The sequence below is a fragment of the Cyanobium sp. Tous-M-B4 genome (assembly GCF_024345395.1).
Classification (GTDB): Bacteria; Cyanobacteriota; Cyanobacteriia; order PCC-6307; family Cyanobiaceae; genus Cyanobium_A.
Genome location: NZ_JAGQBA010000003.1, coordinates 396,675 through 414,129 on the forward strand (window position 1 = coordinate 396,675; position 17,455 = coordinate 414,129).

The 17,455-nt window shown below is 62.7% G+C and carries 21 protein-coding genes and 1 pseudogene; 10 read left to right on the forward strand and 12 right to left on the reverse strand.

Annotated elements, in window-relative coordinates; all coding sequences use genetic code 11:
* Positions 1 to 10 precede the first annotated feature (10 nt).
* From KBY73_RS08380 to KBY73_RS08390, 3 genes are read left to right on the forward strand one after another with little or no spacing between them, the layout of a single operon-like run.
* A complete protein-coding gene (locus tag KBY73_RS08380) occupies positions 11 to 1,261 on the forward strand; it encodes a 1-deoxy-D-xylulose-5-phosphate reductoisomerase (protein ID WP_254936619.1) in 1,251 nt (416 codons plus the stop codon).
* The gene (locus KBY73_RS08385; RefSeq protein ID WP_254936620.1) at positions 1,258 to 1,605 is read left to right on the forward strand and encodes a ferredoxin; all 348 of its coding nucleotides are present in this window, start codon (positions 1,258 to 1,260) and stop codon (positions 1,603 to 1,605) included. Before KBY73_RS08380 ends, KBY73_RS08385 begins: the two co-directional genes overlap by 4 nt.
* A 56-nt stretch (positions 1,606 to 1,661) precedes the next feature.
* Positions 1,662 to 2,780 carry a glycosyltransferase 61 family protein gene (locus KBY73_RS08390; RefSeq protein WP_254936621.1) on the forward strand — a complete coding sequence of 373 codons (1,119 nt, stop codon included), beginning with the start codon at positions 1,662 to 1,664 and terminating at the stop codon, positions 2,778 to 2,780.
* Here KBY73_RS08390 and KBY73_RS08395 read toward each other — a convergent pair.
* The 5 genes from KBY73_RS08395 to KBY73_RS08415 form a co-directional block, all read right to left on the reverse strand.
* Positions 2,760 to 3,632, reverse strand: coding sequence for a YheT family hydrolase (locus tag KBY73_RS08395; protein ID WP_254936622.1), 873 nt, complete (start codon positions 3,630 to 3,632; stop codon positions 2,760 to 2,762). The two genes, KBY73_RS08390 and KBY73_RS08395, sit on opposite strands and share 21 nt — an antisense overlap.
* 161 nt (positions 3,633 to 3,793) lie before the next feature.
* Positions 3,794 to 5,221 carry an NAD(P)(+) transhydrogenase (Re/Si-specific) subunit beta gene (locus KBY73_RS08400; RefSeq protein ID WP_254936623.1) on the reverse strand — a complete coding sequence of 476 codons (1,428 nt, stop codon included), beginning with the start codon at positions 5,219 to 5,221 and terminating at the stop codon, positions 3,794 to 3,796.
* On the reverse strand, positions 5,221 to 5,526 hold the full coding sequence (locus KBY73_RS08405; protein ID WP_106633123.1) for an NAD(P) transhydrogenase subunit alpha: 306 nt from the start codon (positions 5,524 to 5,526) through the stop codon (positions 5,221 to 5,223). Before KBY73_RS08405 ends, KBY73_RS08400 begins: the two co-directional genes overlap by 1 nt.
* Positions 5,526 to 6,659 carry an NAD(P) transhydrogenase subunit alpha gene (locus KBY73_RS08410; protein ID WP_254936624.1) on the reverse strand — a complete coding sequence of 378 codons (1,134 nt, stop codon included), beginning with the start codon at positions 6,657 to 6,659 and terminating at the stop codon, positions 5,526 to 5,528. Before KBY73_RS08410 ends, KBY73_RS08405 begins: the two co-directional genes overlap by 1 nt.
* 103 nt (positions 6,660 to 6,762) lie before the next feature.
* Positions 6,763 to 6,951 (reverse strand): hypothetical protein, encoded by a 189-nt coding sequence (locus KBY73_RS08415; RefSeq protein ID WP_254936625.1) that lies wholly within the window; start codon positions 6,949 to 6,951, stop codon positions 6,763 to 6,765.
* Positions 6,952 to 7,078: 127 nt separating this feature from the next.
* Between KBY73_RS08415 and KBY73_RS08420 the strand changes: the two genes are divergently transcribed.
* The 3 genes from KBY73_RS08420 (at position 7,079) to trxB (ending at position 10,408) form a co-directional block, all read left to right on the forward strand.
* Positions 7,079 to 8,536, forward strand: a complete 1,458-nt coding sequence (locus KBY73_RS08420; protein ID WP_254936626.1) for a DEAD/DEAH box helicase — start codon at positions 7,079 to 7,081, stop codon at positions 8,534 to 8,536.
* A gap of 124 nt (positions 8,537 to 8,660) precedes the next feature.
* Positions 8,661 to 8,885 carry a hypothetical protein gene (locus tag KBY73_RS08425; RefSeq protein WP_254936627.1) on the forward strand — a complete coding sequence of 75 codons (225 nt, stop codon included), beginning with the start codon at positions 8,661 to 8,663 and terminating at the stop codon, positions 8,883 to 8,885.
* Positions 8,886 to 9,028: 143 nt separating this feature from the next.
* Complete coding sequence (trxB, locus tag KBY73_RS08430) at positions 9,029 to 10,408, forward strand: thioredoxin-disulfide reductase (RefSeq protein ID WP_254936628.1); 1,380 nt, start codon at positions 9,029 to 9,031, stop codon at positions 10,406 to 10,408.
* A gap of 39 nt (positions 10,409 to 10,447) precedes the next feature.
* On the opposite strand, the gene infA is transcribed toward trxB, so the two are convergent.
* Complete coding sequence (gene infA, locus KBY73_RS08435; RefSeq protein ID WP_094560946.1) at positions 10,448 to 10,714, reverse strand: translation initiation factor IF-1; 267 nt, start codon at positions 10,712 to 10,714, stop codon at positions 10,448 to 10,450.
* Between the two features lie 197 nt (positions 10,715 to 10,911).
* On the opposite strand from infA, the gene KBY73_RS08440 reads away from it, so the two are divergent.
* Positions 10,912 to 11,595, forward strand: coding sequence for a pseudouridine synthase (locus tag KBY73_RS08440; protein ID WP_254936667.1), 684 nt, complete (start codon positions 10,912 to 10,914; stop codon positions 11,593 to 11,595).
* A gap of 6 nt (positions 11,596 to 11,601) precedes the next feature.
* On the opposite strand, the gene KBY73_RS08445 is transcribed toward KBY73_RS08440, so the two are convergent.
* The 4 genes from KBY73_RS08445 to KBY73_RS08460 form a co-directional block, all read right to left on the reverse strand.
* The gene (locus tag KBY73_RS08445) at positions 11,602 to 11,817 is read right to left on the reverse strand and encodes a hypothetical protein (protein ID WP_254936629.1); all 216 of its coding nucleotides are present in this window, start codon (positions 11,815 to 11,817) and stop codon (positions 11,602 to 11,604) included.
* 66 nt (positions 11,818 to 11,883) lie between these two features.
* On the reverse strand, positions 11,884 to 12,846 hold the full coding sequence (locus tag KBY73_RS08450) for an NAD(P)H-binding protein (protein ID WP_254936630.1): 963 nt from the start codon (positions 12,844 to 12,846) through the stop codon (positions 11,884 to 11,886).
* A gap of 82 nt (positions 12,847 to 12,928) precedes the next feature.
* A complete protein-coding gene (gene petM / locus KBY73_RS08455) occupies positions 12,929 to 13,030 on the reverse strand; it encodes a cytochrome b6-f complex subunit PetM (RefSeq protein ID WP_106633132.1) in 102 nt (33 codons plus the stop codon).
* Positions 13,031 to 13,053: 23 nt separating this feature from the next.
* Positions 13,054 to 14,160 carry a N2,N2-dimethylguanosine tRNA methyltransferase gene (locus KBY73_RS08460; protein ID WP_254936631.1) on the reverse strand — a complete coding sequence of 369 codons (1,107 nt, stop codon included), beginning with the start codon at positions 14,158 to 14,160 and terminating at the stop codon, positions 13,054 to 13,056.
* A gap of 58 nt (positions 14,161 to 14,218) precedes the next feature.
* Between KBY73_RS08460 and KBY73_RS08465 the strand changes: the two genes are divergently transcribed.
* A complete protein-coding gene (locus KBY73_RS08465; RefSeq protein WP_254936632.1) occupies positions 14,219 to 15,193 on the forward strand; it encodes an alpha/beta fold hydrolase in 975 nt (324 codons plus the stop codon).
* 36 nt (positions 15,194 to 15,229) lie between these two features.
* Positions 15,230 to 15,760 (forward strand): acetolactate synthase small subunit, encoded by a 531-nt coding sequence (gene ilvN / locus KBY73_RS08470; protein ID WP_254936633.1) that lies wholly within the window; start codon positions 15,230 to 15,232, stop codon positions 15,758 to 15,760.
* Here the strand turns inward: ilvN and KBY73_RS08475 are convergent.
* Positions 15,757 to 16,470: a peptidylprolyl isomerase gene (locus KBY73_RS08475; protein ID WP_254936634.1), complete on the reverse strand. Its 714-nt coding sequence runs from the start codon at positions 16,468 to 16,470 to the stop codon at positions 15,757 to 15,759. The two genes, ilvN and KBY73_RS08475, sit on opposite strands and share 4 nt — an antisense overlap.
* A gap of 44 nt (positions 16,471 to 16,514) precedes the next feature.
* Positions 16,515 to 17,066 carry a photosystem I assembly protein Ycf4 gene (locus KBY73_RS08480; RefSeq protein ID WP_254936635.1) on the reverse strand — a complete coding sequence of 184 codons (552 nt, stop codon included), beginning with the start codon at positions 17,064 to 17,066 and terminating at the stop codon, positions 16,515 to 16,517.
* 229 nt (positions 17,067 to 17,295) lie between these two features.
* Between KBY73_RS08480 and KBY73_RS08485 the strand changes: the two are divergent.
* Positions 17,296 to 17,455 (forward strand): annotated as a pseudogene (locus KBY73_RS08485) (photosystem II D2 protein (photosystem q(a) protein)); the annotation flags it as partial.

Sequence of the window (17,455 nt, forward strand, 5' to 3'; positions counted from 1 at the left end):
ATTTGCCGCCGTGAAAGCCCTCTCCGTGCTCGGCTCCACCGGCTCGATCGGCACCCAAACCCTCGAACTGGTCGAGGAGTTCCCGGACCGCTTCCGGGTGGTGGCCCTCACGGCCGGCAACAACCTCGATCTATTGGTGAGCCAGATCCAGCGCCATGCACCGGAGGTGGTGGCCCTGGCCAATGCCGAGCGCGTCAGCGAGCTGGGCGAGCGGCTGCAGGCCCTGGAGCCCGCCGCCAGGCCCGCCCGGATGCCTGAGCTGCTGGGGGGCTCTGAGGGCCTCTGCGCCGCCGCCGCCTGGTCCACGGCCGACCTGGTGGTGACCGGGATCGTGGGCTGCGCTGGCCTACTGCCCACCCTGGCCGCCATCCGCGCCGGCAAGGATCTGGCCCTGGCCAATAAGGAAACCCTGATCGCCGCTGGGCCCGTGGTGCTGCCGGAGCTGGAGAAAAGCGGCTCGCGCCTACTGCCGGCTGATTCCGAGCACTCGGCGATCTTCCAGTGCCTGCAGGGCACTCCCTACGCCGAGACGGCCCGCCTCTCCACCGGCAGCCCCACCCCGGGCCTGCGCCGCATCCAGCTCACCGCCAGCGGCGGCGCCTTCCGCGACTGGCCGGCGGCAGACCTCCACAAGGCCACCGTGGCCGATGCCACCAGCCATCCCAACTGGAGCATGGGCCGCAAAATCACCGTGGATTCGGCCTCCTTAATGAACAAGGGCCTGGAGGTGATCGAGGCCCACTACCTGTTTGGTCTCGACTACGACCACATCGAGATCGTCATCCACCCCCAATCGATCATCCATTCGATGGTGGAGCTGGCCGATTCCTCGGTGCTGGCCCAGCTCGGCTGGCCTGATATGAAGTTGCCCATTCTTTATTGCCTCAGCTGGCCCGAGCGCCTGAGCACCCCCTGGCGCCGGCTCGATCTCACCGAGGTTGGGCAGCTCAGCTTCCGCGCCCCCGACCCGGCCAAATACCCCTGCATGCAGCTGGCCTACGCGGCAGGCCGCGCCGGCGGCACGATGCCAGCGGTAATGAACGCGGCCAACGAACAGGCTGTGGCCCTCTTCCTTGAGGAAAGGGTCCACTTCCTCGATATCCCGACATTGATCGACGGGGTGTGTGATCGCCACCAAGTCGACCTCATGGCCAATCCCTCCCTAGACGACGTGCTGGCCGTAGACGCTTGGGCCCGTCAGGCGGTGCAGGAGGCTGCAGCCCGGCTCAAAGCCAAGGCGCCAGCTGCGCTGCCGGCGTGATCTCGCACCACCTACTGCTCTGCGCCACTCCCAGCAAAGCGCTCTGCTGCCCCGATCCCGCCATAGGCGCCGCCAGCTGGGACGCGCTAAAGCGCCTGGTGCGCGAGCTGGGCCTGGAGGATCCGGCCCGGCCCGAGGGGATCGTGCTGCGCACCAAGGCCGACTGCCTGCGACTCTGCGCCGGGGGGCCGATCCTGCTGATCTGGCCGGAAGGCACCGTTTACGGCGGCGTCGGCCCGGAGCGGATCGAGCTAATCCTGCGGGAACACGTGATCGGCGGCCAACCCATCCATCCTTGGATAGTAAGACAGTATGAGCGGCTAGATCGACTATCAGCGGGATAATTCGCTCTCACTTGACGTGCCACAATCGCAGAAACCATGAAGGAAAGAGCGGCCCAATGATGCTGCAACCATTAGTGGACATCCAGGCAGATCATCTCTCACTCTTTGGCCAATCCAGGGTGATCAGGCCAGAACCCTTGGTGATAGAAGAGAATACAACAGTTCTACCTCGAGTAACAATTCGTGGCCAAAATAATTGGGCACTTGGCCACAGCCAAGGCATTTTTGATGCCAACGGTGACCATATCGAAGCTCTCAACGACATACGCGAGGAGAGGCGCATGTTTTATCCCGCTGCCAGACTCGAACATGCAGCTGGACTCAACGAAAACAATTGCAAAAAAATAAAATTCATGCTTTATGGCGGCACTCTTTACGAGCACTTCGGAGACATGCTCGTTGACACCAATCGCGCTTATCAGCTAATGCGCCTATTTCGCCATAGCAGTGAGCCCATCTGGTTTCACTACGCCGTCTCCCGCGGCGTTCTCAGATCCATCGAAACCGTACGAGTCAACTACCTGAAGGAATGGCTTGAATGCCTTGGCCTTGCCGATCGATTTCGCCTCATCCGGCGACCCATGCGCCCCAAGCAACTGGTTTCCTGCCCACAGATCTATCGCGACCTGCGCTTCATCAGCACCGACTATCCTTCAGCAGCAAGGGCCGCGCTAGATCCAAAGCTCAAACGCCGGATCAGAAACGTTAAGCGCCAGGGGAAAAGAATCGCATACCTCTCTCGACACAAACTCAGCAATGGCACAACAAAGTTCCTTCAAGAATCAGAAGTTGTTGAAAGAATTAAGCAAATTCCAGAGGTTGACATAATTTGTCCCGAAGAGCTTAGCTTTGAGGCAAAGCTCTCACTCTGGAGAAGCCACGTCTACATCGTAGGTTTTCCTCAAGGCTGCATGATGCTCAAGCCATTCGTCCCGCATCAAGATCCCAGCGAGATCGCCCAACAGATTTTCCTATTAGCCGGTCGAAAAAGCTTCCCAAGCACGTGGCTAAACATAGAAAAAGCTTGCCATTTCAACGACCTCTATCTAGATTGCCATGGGACAGACGAAATCACTCTAAATGGTCAATCATGCGATCAATTCACCCGCACCAATAGCATTAATGTCGACACAATCGTAGGCGCCCTTAGAGACTTAGCCGCATCGCTGCAATAGCCACTCCACTACTCGGCTATCAGCCCAGCTACTGGAAGGATTGAGCTGACTATCGGCCACAGCGTGAAAACCATTGTGACCTCCCTGCTGAGGCAGACAAAATTCGGCATCCAGTGGTAATTGGGCAGATGCCAATCCCAAGGCCGAATCTGCCGGCACCCAGGGATCATCAAGGGCCTGCACAAAAAAAGCAGGCGGCAAAGGCGCCCCGTTTAGCATTGCCTGCAGCGGCGACGCATCACGGTAATAACAATCCACATTCTTGTAGCCCCAACGAGGCGCCGTGATGACTGCATCGAAATCTCTTATCGTGCGAATCTTATCAACATTAGCCCAAACAATACTCGTGTTCATTAATTCCTGAGCTTGGCAATCTGATCTGAATTGAGGGTCTGCCTTTGTCTGGTTTATCAATGAGCGCATTATGTGACGCTGGTAGAAGGAATTGCGGGGCCTAGAAATCTGATGCGAGCAGGAGTCAAGATCCAAGGGACTACTCACGCAGGCAAGGGCATCGAGACCATCCGGCCGCTCCAGCAGGGCATTGAGCAGAACTGTGCCTCCTAGGGAAAGTCCCACCCCAAACAGGGGCAGGGCCCTTGCACGTTCCCTGGCTGCTACCAGCACAGGCAAAATGTCGCGATTACAGGCAGCCGCATAGGTACCAGAAGCAAGCTTTCGGCCCGCGCCGGCCCCGCGCAGATTTAATCGCCAAACCCCAAAGCCCCAGTGCAAAAACAAGCCGGCAAGTCGACGCACACCCGGACGCTCGCTGCTGCCAGCAAGTCCATGCACCAGAAGGACCCAGGCAACGGGATGGTGCCGCTTTGGTAGATCCTGACTAACAAGCAAAGAGGCTCCATCAGGTAAGCGGATCCGAAGATCTTCTCTAGGAATGGCACCTAATTGCTGAGGCAGCCTGGGCGGCCTCAGGGTGTCTCGCAGTGTCTGGAGATCGGGGCCGATCCAGGGCCAGCGTTGCTTAAAAACAGATGGTGTAAGAGCTGGCTGCTTCAGGCGGCCACCTTCTTACCCACACCCATGCTGCGCAGCTCGGTGAGCAGGCCGTTGAGCACGGCCTTGGCATCACCAAAAACCATGGCGGTCTGGGGCAGCTCAAAGAGGGCGTTTTTAATGCCCGCATAGCCGGCGCCAAGACTGCGCTTGACTACAAAAACCTGGCGGGCTTGATCCACCTCAAGCACAGGCATGCCATACAAAGGGCTGGTGGAATCGGACTTGGCGTCAGGGTTAACCACGTCGTTGGCTCCCAGCACAATCACCACATCGGTGCGTGGGAACTCAGGGTTGACCGTGTCCATCTCCAGGAGTTGCTCGTAGGGCACATCGGCCTCTGCCAGCAGCACATTCATGTGACCAGGCATACGCCCAGCCACCGGGTGGATCGCATATGTCACCTCGACGCCGTGGTTTTCCAGCAACTTGGAGAGTTCGCGCAGGGCGTGCTGAGCCTGGGCCACTGCCAGGCCATAGCCGGGCACAAACACAACGCGCTCAGCGGCCTCCAGAGCAAGAGCGCATTCCTCAGCGCTGCAGCTGGTGATGCGGGTGTAGCCGGCCTCATCGCCGCCACCGCCCACCGGTGCCGCCCCACCAAGGGCGCCTCCAAACAGCACGCTCACCAAGGAGCGATTCATGGCGGTGCACATCACCTGGGTGAGGATCAGGCCCGCTGCACCGACCATGGCGCCGGCCACAATTAGAAGTTGGCTGCCAACGACAAAACCAGCGGCAGCTGCGGCCACGCCAGAATAGGAGTTGAGCAGCGAAATCACCACAGGCATATCGGCACCGCCAATCGGCAGGGTGACGCCGATACCAAGCAGGGAAGAAGCCACCACCAGCAGCCAAAGAGGGGCTCCCGCCATATCGCCAGGCAAGGCAATCGCACCAACCAGGCAGGCCACCGCCAAGGCGATGTTGACGGCATGCCGAAGGGAGCTCTGAGTCCAGCTTGGGGTATCAATCCAGCCCTGCAACTTGCCCATCGCCACGATCGAGCCGCTGAAGGTGATCGCGCCAACGAACACCGAAATCACGATCGAGATCTGCTCCACAAGGCCGGAGGAGCCCTCCCCGGGGCTAAACAAAGCCACCCCAAGAGCCACCAGTAACGACGCCATACCGCCGCAGCCGTTGAAAAGGGCCACGGTTTCAGGCATGGCAGTCATCGGCACCCGCTGGGCCGTAATCAGGCCGAGCACGCCGCCCAGGCCAGTACCGATAGCTACCCAAAGCCAGGCTTGGGGGGAGAGGGGTTGCTGAATTAGCAGGCCGAGCACGGCCAGGCCCATGGCCAGGGCCGCCAGACCATTGGCGGAGCGAGCGGTGCTCACTTTGGAAAGGCCCTTGATACCGAGGGCCAGCAACAGCACGGCACCCAGATCGATCAGGGCGGGCAAAAGATCAAGTCCAGCCATCAGCGGGTCCCTCCGGTGCGGGGTGATTTGCGCGAAAACATGGCGAGCATGCGGTCGGTGACCAGGAAGCCGCCAACGACGTTGAACAGGGCAAAGCCCAGGGAAAGCGAGCCGAGCACCAGCAGGGGCAACTGGTCATTGGCCTGGGCGATCAGGGTGAGCGAAGCCAGCACGGTGATGCCGCTGATCGCATTGGCACCACTCATCAGCGGGGTGTGCAGGGTGGGAGGCACCTTGCCGATCAATTCGAGTCCCAACAGGCTGCCCAGCAGGAGCACCCAGAGGGCTTGGGTCAAGGCACTCATCAGTTAGCTCCGGAAACGAGGTCAGGAAAACGGCAGGAACCGTCGTGAGTGAACAGGCAGCCGGCCACGATCGGGTCCTCCTGATCGAGCTGGAAACCCTCATCGCCCAGCACGTGCTCCACTAGGGCCGCCAGGTTGCGGGCGTAGAGGGCGCTGGCGTGGTTGGCAACGGAGCTGGGCAGGCCATCGCCACCAATCAGCCGCACGCCGTGGCGCTCCACGGTTTGACCGCAGACCGTGCCGGCGCAATTGCCGCCCTGGGCCACGGCCAAATCCACAACTACTGAGCCGGGGCGCATGCCCGCCAGCATCTCGTCGGAGATCAGCAGGGGCGCTCGCCGGCCCGGCACCTGGGCGGTGCAGATCACCATGTCGGCCAGGGCCAGCTGATCGGCCAATTGCTGGCGCTGGGCAGCCAGGAAGGCTTCGCTAGCCGCCTTGGCGTAGCCGCCGGCTTCGGCGGGGCGCTCCTCCTGCTCGGGTGGAGAAAGGAACCTCCCCCCCAGCGATTCGACCTGCTCCTTCGCCGCAGGCCGCACATCACTCACGTAAACCACCGCGCCAAGACGCCGGGCCGTTGCCAAAGCCTGCAGCCCAGCCACCCCTGCGCCCAGGATCAGGGCCCGCGCCGGCTGAATTGTGCCCGCTGCTGTCATCAACATCGGCACGTAGCGATCTAGGGCTGCAGACGCCAGCAGCACCGCCTTGTAACCGGCGATGTTGGCCTGAGACGAAAGCACATCCATGCTCTGGGCCCGGCTGATCCGGGGCAGCAGCTCCAAGGCCAAGGCCGACACCCGCCGGGCCTGAAGCTGCTCCACTAGGGAGTTGGCGCCATAAGGGGCGAGCAGACCCGCCAGCAGGGCTCCAGGCCGCAGCTGATCCAGCACCTCGGCAGCTGGTGGATTGACGCAAAGCACCGCATCGACGCCAGCGCCGAGCTCGGGGCCTGGGGCAACAAGGCGGGCCCCAGCCGCTTCAAATTCATGGTCGGCATAGCCAGCCGCCAAGCCAGCGCTTTGCTCAACCTGCAGCGTCAGCCCTCGGGCCAGCAGCCGGCGAACGGTTTCAGGAGTTGCAGCAACGCGACACTCCCCCGGGGTGCGTTCCCGCAGGATCAGTACTTCAGCCAAGAGGGTTCCCGGAGGCCATCTGTCTATTAGGGGGTGTCTCCCCTCGCCTGAGCAACACAACTGCGGCAAATGTGCGCAGTTGCCCATCCAAGCCAGGTGGAGCTCAAAACAGGGGAAGCAACTCCTGCTCCACGCAGCTGGCTTGCGGCAGGGCGCCCTGGTGACGCAGCTGGCGCGCCCGCAGGATCATCGGATCGATGTCGCATTCAAGGGCCCAGCAGCGCTTTAGATGCCAAAGCTGCAAGGCGGGCGCCCAGGCCCAGGCATCCGGATCGGAGCAGAAGTTCGCCATAGGGAAAACAGCAGGGGACCCGGGGGTTGAACTGAAACTAGGCACGCTGCGCCATAAGCCCATAGGCCAGATCACCCATTTGCTGCCGGCCTACTGACGCCTGGGCACCCCTGGCCACAATGGCGTGATGGGATTTCCTTCCTTCGACCTGGGCATCCCGCCGCCCACAACAACCGCAGTGCGGCCCAGGCAGTGGCAGAGCCGCCTGATCCAGCTGCTGCGGGCCCGCCTGCTCAACCACCAGCCTGGCGGCCATGACGTGCTGATCCATGCAGGACCGGGTGCGGGCAAAACCTTGGGCGCCCTGCTCAGCTTCATCGCCCTGCAGCGGGAGGGGAGGCTCGATCGCTTTTTGATCTTCTGCCACCGGAGCTCAATCGCCCATCAGTGGCTGGGAGCTGCGGAGCGCCTCAATCTGCGCCTGCTGGAGTGGGACCCGGGGCAGGGGCTATTAGCCCTCGAAGCAAATTCAAACTGGGATGGCCTGCTACTCAGCTATCAGTGCACGGCCCGGCACCGCCTTGCGCTCGAGGCAGCCCTACCCCGCATAGCCCTGGGGAAATGGCTGGCCATTGCCGATGAAGTGCACCACTTGGGCTTGGATCCGGATGAACCAGAGACAGCAGCCTGGGGTTTCGCCTTCAGCCAGCTCACCGCTCCAGCCAAGCTGCGACTCGGCCTCACCGGCACCCCTTTCCGCGCCGACAACCTGGCCTTCTGCGCCGCCCGACGGGTAAAAGTGCGCGAGGGGGATCAGGTGATCGAACGCATCGCCCCCGATTTGAGCGTGGAACCCCGCCAGCTGATCTTGGCCGGAGATGTGCGCCCCCTGGAATTTCGCTTCCAGGACGGCTGGGTCGAACACGGCAGGCCCCAGGCCTCCGCCGACACCGAAACCTCGCCCCTTTCAGCTGAAGCGCGGGAGAGCTGGCGAGCCCGCAACTTGCGCCGTGCCATCCAACTCGGAGATGCCAGCAGCATCGCCCTGCGGCTACTGCTCAAGGCCCGTCAAAGGCTGGAGCGGGTGCGGGCCCACCACCCCGAGGCGGGCGGGCTGGTGATCGCCCGCGACATCGCCCACGCCAGGCGCATCACCGGGCTGCTGGAGGAGGAGGGCGACCGGGTGCACCTGGTCCATTCCCAGGACCCCGAGGCCAGCGCCCGCCTGGCCGCCTTCCAGGCCGGCGAGGCGGACTGGCTAGTAAGCATTGATATGTGCGCCGAGGGCTTTGATGCCCCAAGACTGCGGGTAGTTGCTTACCTCACCACGGTGGTGACTCGCAGCCGCTTTGTACAGGCCATCACCAGGGCTGTGCGCATGGATGGCCAACGCGCCGCCCTGGAGACCGTGCCGCGGCAGCCGTCCTATGTGTTCGCGCCAGCCGACCCATTGCTGATGAGCTACGCCCGCAGCTGGTCCCTCAGCGAGCCCTACCTGATCAAGCCGAAGCAAGTAGCTAGAGAGCCGGACTCACTCGGCAGTGGCCAGGGAGGTTCCATACCCCTACAAGCTGTAGAAGCAAGAATCGGTGCGGTGATCAGCGTGGGGCCGGAGCTACCTAGTTTTCTGCAGCGAACGGCCTGAAAACTGCTTTGGCGATACAAGGTTTAAGCGCAAATATGCGACGTTGTGTCAACCAATACCTCCGCAGGGCCCATAGCCCGGCAGCGTGGTCTGATCCAAGGGAGAGGGGAGCATGGATGCCGCAGTGAATCGCCGCCTAACCGTTGCTGTCAGCTGGGCTTTGGCCCGCCGCGCCACCCTCGACGCCCTCGAACATTTCGAAGAAAGCTTTGCGGTCACGGAGGAATTCCGAGAATGGCTGCTCTGCCTGGAAGAGCACCCGGAACTCCTTGCAGCAAGCGTGTTGATGGTGCCAAACGACCTGGGGCAGGGAATCCGGCCCGCCAGTGACGGCATCCTGGAAATATGAGCCGATTTGAGATGCAAATCCGCAGCAGATTGCACTCAATTCTAAAGCAAATCTAAAGACATTTACGCCCGGCGCGCCGGGCCCTCCCTGCAAGCTGCTGCGCTGATCTCCTAGGCTCAACTCATAGTCGATCCGCTTAAGCAATGACGGTTTCGGGGCTTTCAGTCGAAAACCTGGTGATCGTGGGATCAGGGCCCGCTGGCTACACCGCCGCCATTTACGCCGCCCGGGCCAATCTCAGCCCTGTACTGATCACGGGCTTCCAGGACGGTGGCATCCCTGGCGGTCAACTGATGACCACCACCCACGTTGAGAACTTCCCCGGCTTTCCCGACGGGATCATGGGGCCGGAGCTGATGGACAAAATGAAGGCCCAGGCAGTCCGCTGGGGCACCCGTCTGATTGAGGCCGATGCCACCGCGATCGACCTGTCCCAGCGGCCCTACCGCATCACTGCCGAAGGCCAAAGTATTGAAACCCAGGCCGTGATCCTGGCCACCGGCGCCAGTGCCAACCGGCTAGGCCTGCCTAATGAGGAGCGCTTCTGGAGCCAGGGCATCAGCGCCTGTGCGATCTGCGACGGCGCCACTCCCCAGTTCCGTCAAGCCGAACTGGCCGTGGTGGGTGGGGGCGATTCCGCCTGTGAGGAGGCTGTTTATCTGACCAAATACGGCAGCCACGTGCACCTGATCGTGCGCGGCGACAAGCTGCGGGCCAGTGGCGCCATGGCCGATCGGGTGCTCGCCAACCCCGCCATCACCGTGCATTGGAACCGCCAAGTGGCCGATGCCAGCGGTGGCGACTGGCTCGAAGCGATCACCCTGAGGGATCCCAGCAGCGGCACCAGCGAGGAGCTGCCGGTGAAGGGCCTCTTCTACGCCATTGGCCACACCCCCAACACCCGCCTGGTGCGAGGCCAATTGGAGGTTGATAGCCACGGTTACCTGGCTACTCAGGCTGGCCGCCCCGAAACCAGCGCCGCAGGGGTCTACGCCGCTGGCGACGTGGCCGATGCGGAATGGCGTCAGGGCATCACCGCAGCTGGTAGTGGTTGCCAGGCTGCCCTGGCAGCTGAGCGCTGGCTTACCCATCACGACCTGGCCGTCACGGTGAGCCATGAACCCGTAGAACCAGCCCCCGTCGGCGAACCGGTGCGCACTGCCACCAGCGACGCCGACAACTATGACGCTGACGCCCTTTGGCAGAAGGGAGGATTTGCCCTGCGCAAGCTGTATCACGACAGCAGCAAGCCCCTGCTGGTCGTCTACACCTCACCGACCTGCGGTCCCTGCCACGTGCTTAAGCCCCAACTCAAGCGCGTGCTCGATGAGCTTGGCGGTGCTGCCCAAGGAGTGGAGATCGACATCGAGGCCGAGCAAGAGATTGCCAGCCAAGCCGGTGTTACCGGCACCCCGACCGTGCAGCTGTTCCACAACAAGGAGCTCAAGCAGTCCTTTAAGGGCGTCAAGCAGCGCAGCGAATTCAAAGTCGCGATTGAAGCCCTGCTAGGCGTTGCCGAATGAAGCTGGCGCTCAACGCCGCCGTCGCACCGAGAGGTGCGCTCAACGCCTCCTAGGCCCACCTGGGCGGTTACCGCCGGGACGGGGACCGGCAGCCGCATTGCGCTCCCGGTAGGTGATGCGGCCGCGGGTGAGGTCGTAGGGGCTGATCTCAACCAGTACCTTGTCACCCGCCAGCAGCTTGATCCTGAATTTAGTCAGCTTGCCTGCCGCCCGGCAGAGACATTGGTGACCAGCCGGCTGTTCCAGGGTCACTAGGTAAAACCCGTTTCCCTGTTCTTTTTCAATCACACCGGAGGTCTCGATCATGCGGGGGCGCTGTCTTGAGGTTCAATCGTTCCAAATAGCTTAATTGCCGCCCGACAGGCGATAGGGTCTGGCTCACTCGTGCCGTTTTGGCTTCACCATGGTTTTGCCGCCAATTTCGTTGGATCTGGGGCTACTGCTGATCTCCATCGGTGTGGTGAACCTCTGGAAAGCCCGTCAAGCCAGCTGAACCCAGGCCGCTGACCACCCTTCTTTTCCACAAGCCCTACGGGGTACTAAGCCAGTTCACGCCAGAAGCCGGCTGTGACTGGGCTTGTTTGGCGGAGTTCATCTCGATTCCGCAGGTTTACGCCGCCGGCAGGCTCGATGCCGATAGCGAGGGATTGCTGCTGCTGACCAGCAATGGACGCCTGCAGCAACGCCTCACCGACCCCCGCTTTGGCCACTGGCGCCGCTACTGGGTGCAGGTTGAAGGAGAGGCAGCTGCCCACCCTGAGGCTTTGGAGCGACTACGCAGCGGCCTTTTAATTCAGGGCCAGCGCACTTTGCCGGCTAGGGCTGAGGCGATCAGCGATCCATGCCTGCCAGAGCGCAGCCCGCCGATCCGTCGGCGGGCCGCCATTCCCACCAGCTGGCTGCAACTGGAGCTGCAGGAAGGCCGCAACCGTCAGGTGCGTCGCATGACGGCCGCCGTAAATCTGCCCACCCTGAGACTGCTGAGGGTCGCCATCGACCTCATGGACGGAACCGCCCCGCTCGAGCTCAATGGCCTGGCAGCGGGGCAATGGCGTGAGGTGAACGGAGCCGAAAGCCAGCGACTCGAGCAACTGCTTAAGCCATCGCGGGCCATGGAAAAAATCTCACCTGGGCGGGGCGGCCGGGCCGGCGGCGGGAAATCAGGGCGGGGCGCTGGGGGTGGATAGGGCGGCTTAGCCGAGCACGTCCTTGAGCTCCCGCACGCTCTGCAACTGGCCGTAGTAGTAATTGGCACGAGCCCGCCGGTCAGCATCATCGAGGCCATCGAAAGCATCGAAACCCAGGGTTTGCCATAGCTCGTGGCCGCAGGCCCGATTGAGCTCTTCGGTGGCCTCAGCCTCAAGGTTGGCCAAACGGCGCTGCAAATTTTTGATCTGGGCAACCGACATTCACTCTCCCAAGCAACGAATCAATAGTACAGCTGAACTTATAGCCGCCGCAGTGGGTGCCAGGGCTTAAAAGGGCAGCTTCTTCTTGGCTTCCTTGTCGAGGTCAGTCTCCATCTCGCGCAGGCGGCGCAGGATCGTGTCGTAGTACTCCTTGAGATAGCCCTCCAGGCCGGTGGTTTCAGCCGGGTCTAGCCCGAAGGCCTCGTAGCTGGCGTCCATTGGTGCATCGAGAGCTGAGCCCCCACCGGTGACCGCTTCAAAAGCCAGCCGCTCGGCCACGTTGAGGCTGGCCTCAAAGAAGCCGGTCACAGAGCGCATCAAGCCCAGCAAGGCAGGCGGCACCCGAAAAGTGCGGGCTTCCTTACCCGTGAACCGCTCACAGAGCTGGGTGATTTCGCTGGTGGTCCAGGCCCGGGGACCCACCACTGGAAAAGCTTGGCGAATGGTTTGGTCTCGCTCCAAAGCCGCTACGGCAAAGCGGGCCATGTCCTGGGTGTTCATGTAGGCGATTGGGGTGGGCGAGCCACTCACCCAAACCGTCTGGCTTTCCAGCACGGGAATCGCAAACTGACTGATTACCCCCTGCATGAAGGCAACGCCGCGCAAAATTGTGTAGTCAAAATCCGAGGCCATCAACCAGTCTTCGGCGCATGCCTTGATGTCCATCAAGGGCACGTCGCGGTGCTGATGCGCATCTAACAGGGATACAAACACCAGACGCTTCAGCGAAGCGGCCTGGCAGGCGGCGAATAAATTCTGGTTGCCTTTCCAGTCGATGTCGTAGGCGCTGGCGGAATCTGTAGCGCGGGCTGTGGCCGCGTCTATTACTGCGTCCTGACCTTCCAGGGCATAGGCAAGGCTTTCAGGCTCAAGCAGGTCGCCGCGGGTGAGCTCACAGCCCCATTCCTGCAGAAAAGCTGCCTTGCGCGGAGAGCGCACCATGCAGCGCACCTGATGGCCTGCATCGAGGGCACGACGGGCTACTTGCCGGCCCAGGGTGCCCGTTCCGCCAACCACCAAAACCTGCATTAGCAACCTTCAAGCGGGCCCGAGCCTAGGTGTCCGACGGGTCGAGCCGGGAGCAGAGGGGGATCTAACTGGCCTTTGGGGCTCAGTCGTTGTCGGCCAGCTTCAAAAGCAGGGCACCGCCGGCAAGACCAACGGGGATCAGTATCCAAAACAAAGCTGCGGTACCGAAAATTTCAGCAGCCATGGCGAAATGAGTGGAAGTCCATCCTATTTAGCAGTGCCAGTGGCCATTCCAACCAACTGAGCGGCGGTCTGCAGGATCTCGGCCCAGGTTGCATCGCTGCGCAGCTGACCCGGCATCACCCCACTGACCTGGGCCGACCACCCCCCCTCCCGCAGGGCCGCCACCAGGCTGAGCAGCGGTGGCGCCCCCCACTTAAGGCGGCGCGCGATTTCGGCCATCGGCCAGCAGCGGGCCGGAAGTCCCCTATCCGCAAGCAGACGGGCAAGCAGGCGAGCCCCCTCCGCACTGAGGCTTGCCCCTGGATCAACCTCAGCGAAGATCTGCATTTCAGCCAGCAGCTCAGGCTCCTGCAACGGGCCGATCCACAGAGGGCCGCTGATCGCCAGCGGCGCAATCTCGCCGGCAGGGCAATGGCAGGGGAGCCACTGACGCAAGCGAATCAATGGCTGCACCTGCTGATCGCCGCAGCCATGGCAGTGGGCCAGCATGCCGAGGTAATGCTCCTCCCCTGGCTCGCTGAGGCGGCGCAGGCGCACCGCGCTGCGAAAAGTGCGCCCTTCACTGAAACTAAATAGGGGCTCGATGCCCCGGCCCAAGGCCCAGGCCGCTCGAGCCACGCTGCCAAGTTGCAGGCGCAGGGCCAGCTCCCAGCTGGCGGGATGGGCCCGGGCCGCCGCCCCCAGCAGCCGAATCGCAGCCGGGCGGTCGTGGCCGGTGGGGGAGCGGCCATCGGTGCTGGCTAGGTAAAGCACACCCCCGAAGGAGACAGCCTCCAGAGCTAGGGGCAGCAGGGCCGTGGGGCAGCCAAAGCCATCCAGGTCTAGGAGCTCGAAACGCTCCTGGCGCTGCAGGCAATCCGCCAGCAGATGCTGGGCAGTAAGGGCGCTGCAACGCAAACCCGCCAGAGATGCCAGGTTTTCACGCAGCAAAGGCAGCCGATCCGGATCAGCGTCGTTAGCCCACACCGCCTCGGCTCCAGCCTCCAGGCCGTAGCGCAAGGCCCGGATGCCGCAGCCGGCCATGGCATCGAGCACCCGCAAGGGGCCGCGGGCCGCCAGCGTGCGGGCGAGCAGCACCCCCAGATCCCGAGAAGGACGCGACTCCGGCCTAAAAAAGCCGGCGCCGGGCAACAGGCGAGCCCGTCCTTCGCAATAGTGAGCGTCGGTGTGCTGGCTCAGGAGATCAACCGTGGCTGCAACAGTCCAGCCTGCACCTCCACCCGCGGCGGACGGCAGCTCGGGGGCGGAGTGGGGCATCCACGCCGATTGGCTCTGGCGAGGCGAGCGCTGCCACTGGCGGGTGCTGGGGGAAGAAAATGCCCCGGCCCTGCTGCTTGTGCATGGCTTCGCCGCCGGCAGCGGCCACTGGCGCCACAACGCTGCGGTGCTGGCTGCAGCCGGCTGGCGGGTGTATGGCATTGATTTAATCGGCTTCGGCGCCTCAAGCCAGCCGTCCCTGCGACTGGACAACCGCCTCTGGGCCAGGCAGCTGCAGGACTTTCTCGAGCAGGTGGTGCAGGGGCCAGCCGTGCTGGTAGGCCATTCCCTCGGCGGTCTGGTGGCCCTCAGCTGCGCGGTGTTTTTTCCCCAGCTGGTGCGAGCCGTCGTGGCAGCCCCCCTACCCGACCCAACCTTGCTGCTGGCGGACAGCAGCAGCCCACCCCGCCGCCGGCCCTGGCAACGCCGGCTGCAGCGCTGGCTCGTGACCCTGCTCTGCCGGCTGCTGCCTCTGGAGCTACTGGTGCCCCTGATTGCCCACTCGCCCCTGCTGGATCTAGGCATCCAGTCGGCCTACAGCAAAGCTGTGATCGGCGACAGGGACCTACACCGGCTGATTGCCAGGCCAGCCCGGCGGCCTGGAGCGGTGCGGGCCCTGCGGGCGATGAGCATCGCCATGGCCCTACGTCCCTACGGAGCCACCGCCCCAGCCCTGCTACGGAGGCTGGGCCGTCCCCTGCTGTTGATCTGGGGGCAGCGCGACCGACTGGTGCCCGTTCAGGTAGCCCAGCAGGTGCGGCGGCTGCGGCCCGAGCTACCCCTAACGGTGCTGCCTGGCAGTGGTCACTGTCCCCATGACGAACATGCCGACGCCTTTAATGCCGCCTTACTTCAATGGCTTGATCAATTGCCAGCCGCCGAGACCCTTTCTGGGCCTGGGCGGTAACTTGGAATGCAGCCACCGCCGCGGGTCCCTCAGGAGATGAAACACACCCTTTCGGTGTTGGTGGAAGACGAATCCGGCGCCCTCAGCCGCATCTCCGGCCTATTCGCCCGCCGCGGCTTCAACATTGAAAGCCTGGCGGTGGGTCCCGCTGAAAAAGCTGGCGTTTCCAGGCTCACCATGGTGGTCGCAGGTGACGATCACACCCTCGAGCAGATGACAAAGCAGCTCGACAAGCTGGTCAACGTGCTGGGGGTGATTGATCTATCCCACATACCTGCCGTCGAGAGGGAGCTGATGCTGCTGAAGGTGTCGGCTCCTGCCGAAACCCGCAGCGCCATCCTGGATCTGGTTCAGGTGTTTCGGGCCAATGTGGTCGACGTTGCCGATGACGCCTTGACGCTTGAGGTGGTGGGCGATCCAGGCAAGCTCGTCGCCCTCGAACAAGTGATGGAGGGCTACGGCATCCTTGAAATCGCCCGCACCGGCAAGGTGGCATTGGAGCGGGCTTCGGGCGTCAACACGGCTTTCCTGAAGGTCACCGCATCCAGCAAGCGGGTACCCGCTTAAGGCTTGCCCTGCACCAATGTCCCGCCCGAAACCAGCGTGGCCTTAACGATCTTGTCGCCCTGGCGGATCTGGTCGACCACCTCCATGCCCTTGCTCACCCTGCCGAAAACGGCATAGCGGCCATCCAGTTCTGGTAAAGCCTGAAGGGCTACATAGAACTGGGCGCTGGCGGAGTTGGGATCGGCGGAACGGGCCATGGCAACGGCTCCGCGTTGGTGAGCCAAAGCCAGTTGGCGGGTCGCCCCTGGGGCTGTTACAGGCTCGCCATAGCGAGGCTCTGGCTCGTCGCTGCGCTTAATCTCCAGGGGAATCAGCCGGGGTATCCCCGTGGCTGGATCCACAAAACTGCCCAGGCCGTGCTGACTGGCTGGCACCTTTGGATCGGCGCTGGTGGGGTCGCCGCCCTGCACCACAAAGGGCACCGGCTCGCGTACAACTCGATGAAAAGCGGTGCCGTTGTAGACGCCACGCTTAACGAGATCAACGAAATTTCCCGCCGTCAATGGTGCAGCAGTGCCATCTAGCTGCAGCTGCACCTCACCCTTGCTGGTCTGCAAGGCGACGATGGCCGTACCGCTGAGGCAGGGGGTGCTGGCGGTGCTGCAACCCACAGGGCTACTGCCACCATCAGCCGCACAGGCGACCAGGGATAGGGGAGCTAGCAACAACAAACCGCCCAGGAGAAAGCGACTCCACCAGTTGCCAGTCATCAAATGGCCATTACGCAAATTGCCAGTACCCAAATTGGTAGTCATCAAACTCCCTCCAAGGGCACGCCCAAAAAGCGGGCAAGCTGGGCGCCAGACAACTCCAGATCGGCCAGGGGCATGGGCTCTCCAACCCTGGTCAAGGGCATATCCCGCCTGCCCTGCACCTTGAGGGCCAGGCGACGTCGGGGATTAAGGCCATCTCGCACCTCCACCTTCACAGCCTGAATCTCCCGCAAAGGGATATCCACCGTGATCGCCTGGCGAAAGCCGCGGCGACTAATAGTGGCTGTACCAGCAACTCGATCAAAGCGGTTGCTACCGGCGCCAACGTCAATGCCGATCACAACCCAGAGGTAGGCACACAGCGCCATGGCGGCCAGCCCGTAGAGCCCCATCACCAATCCCTGGGGCAGCCAAGCCAGCTCGGCGGGGTGGCCGATCGGCAGCAGGTCGGTGCCGAGATAGCTGGAGACACTGGTGAGCAGGAAGCCGATCCCGCCAGTGGTCACCACCAGGGCAACCAACACATTGGAAAGGCGCCTTGAGCCCAGCACCGGCAGCTCAAGCAAGGGGGCAGGAGCCTGGGGGGAGGCCATGACCTGGAACAAGCAATGGCGCCATCCTGACGGGTCGTCGGGGGAGCTGGGCGGATCGAGACCTAGCGCTCAGAAATGAAGCAAATGACAGTCAGAAAACCGTTACGAAAGCCCAGCGAAAGGAGGCCATGTCAGCCCGTTTCAACCAGTCTCGCGATCCGCTTCAGCGTTGTTACGATCGTCCGGTAATTCCACAGCCTCCGCGGGTTTTCCGCACCGGTTCATCATCATGACGATCGCTGTAGGGCGCGCGCCAGCAGCACGGGGATGGTTCGACATCCTCGATGACTGGCTCAAGCGCGACCGCTTCGTTTTTGTGGGGTGGTCTGGTCTGCTCCTGTTCCCCACGGCCTATTTGGCTCTGGGTGGCTGGCTCACCGGCACCACCT

Bases quoted from the DNA above. Each gene is read 5' to 3' on its own strand.
- KBY73_RS08480 (WP_254936635.1), bottom strand. From the start codon at position 17,066: ATGGCCTCCCCCCAGGCTCCTGCCCCCTTGCTTGAGCTGCCGGTGCTG.
- ilvN (WP_254936633.1), top strand. From the start codon at position 15,230: ATGAAACACACCCTTTCGGTGTTGGTGGAAGACGAATCCGGCGCCCTC.
- KBY73_RS08445 (WP_254936629.1), bottom strand. From the start codon at position 11,817: ATGTCGGTTGCCCAGATCAAAAATTTGCAGCGCCGTTTGGCCAACCTT.
- KBY73_RS08415 (WP_254936625.1), bottom strand. From the start codon at position 6,951: ATGGCGAACTTCTGCTCCGATCCGGATGCCTGGGCCTGGGCGCCCGCC.
- infA (WP_094560946.1), bottom strand. From the start codon at position 10,714: ATGATCGAGACCTCCGGTGTGATTGAAAAAGAACAGGGAAACGGGTTT.
- KBY73_RS08400 (WP_254936623.1), bottom strand. From the start codon at position 5,221: ATGGCTGGACTTGATCTTTTGCCCGCCCTGATCGATCTGGGTGCCGTG.
- KBY73_RS08450 (WP_254936630.1), bottom strand. From the start codon at position 12,846: ATGCAGGTTTTGGTGGTTGGCGGAACGGGCACCCTGGGCCGGCAAGTA.
- petM (WP_106633132.1), bottom strand. From the start codon at position 13,030: ATGGCTGCTGAAATTTTCGGTACCGCAGCTTTGTTTTGGATACTGATC.
- KBY73_RS08390 (WP_254936621.1), top strand. From the start codon at position 1,662: ATGATGCTGCAACCATTAGTGGACATCCAGGCAGATCATCTCTCACTC.
- KBY73_RS08475 (WP_254936634.1), bottom strand. From the start codon at position 16,470: ATGACTGGCAACTGGTGGAGTCGCTTTCTCCTGGGCGGTTTGTTGTTG.
- KBY73_RS08420 (WP_254936626.1), top strand. From the start codon at position 7,079: ATGGGATTTCCTTCCTTCGACCTGGGCATCCCGCCGCCCACAACAACC.
- KBY73_RS08405 (WP_106633123.1), bottom strand. From the start codon at position 5,526: ATGAGTGCCTTGACCCAAGCCCTCTGGGTGCTCCTGCTGGGCAGCCTG.
- trxB (WP_254936628.1), top strand. From the start codon at position 9,029: ATGACGGTTTCGGGGCTTTCAGTCGAAAACCTGGTGATCGTGGGATCA.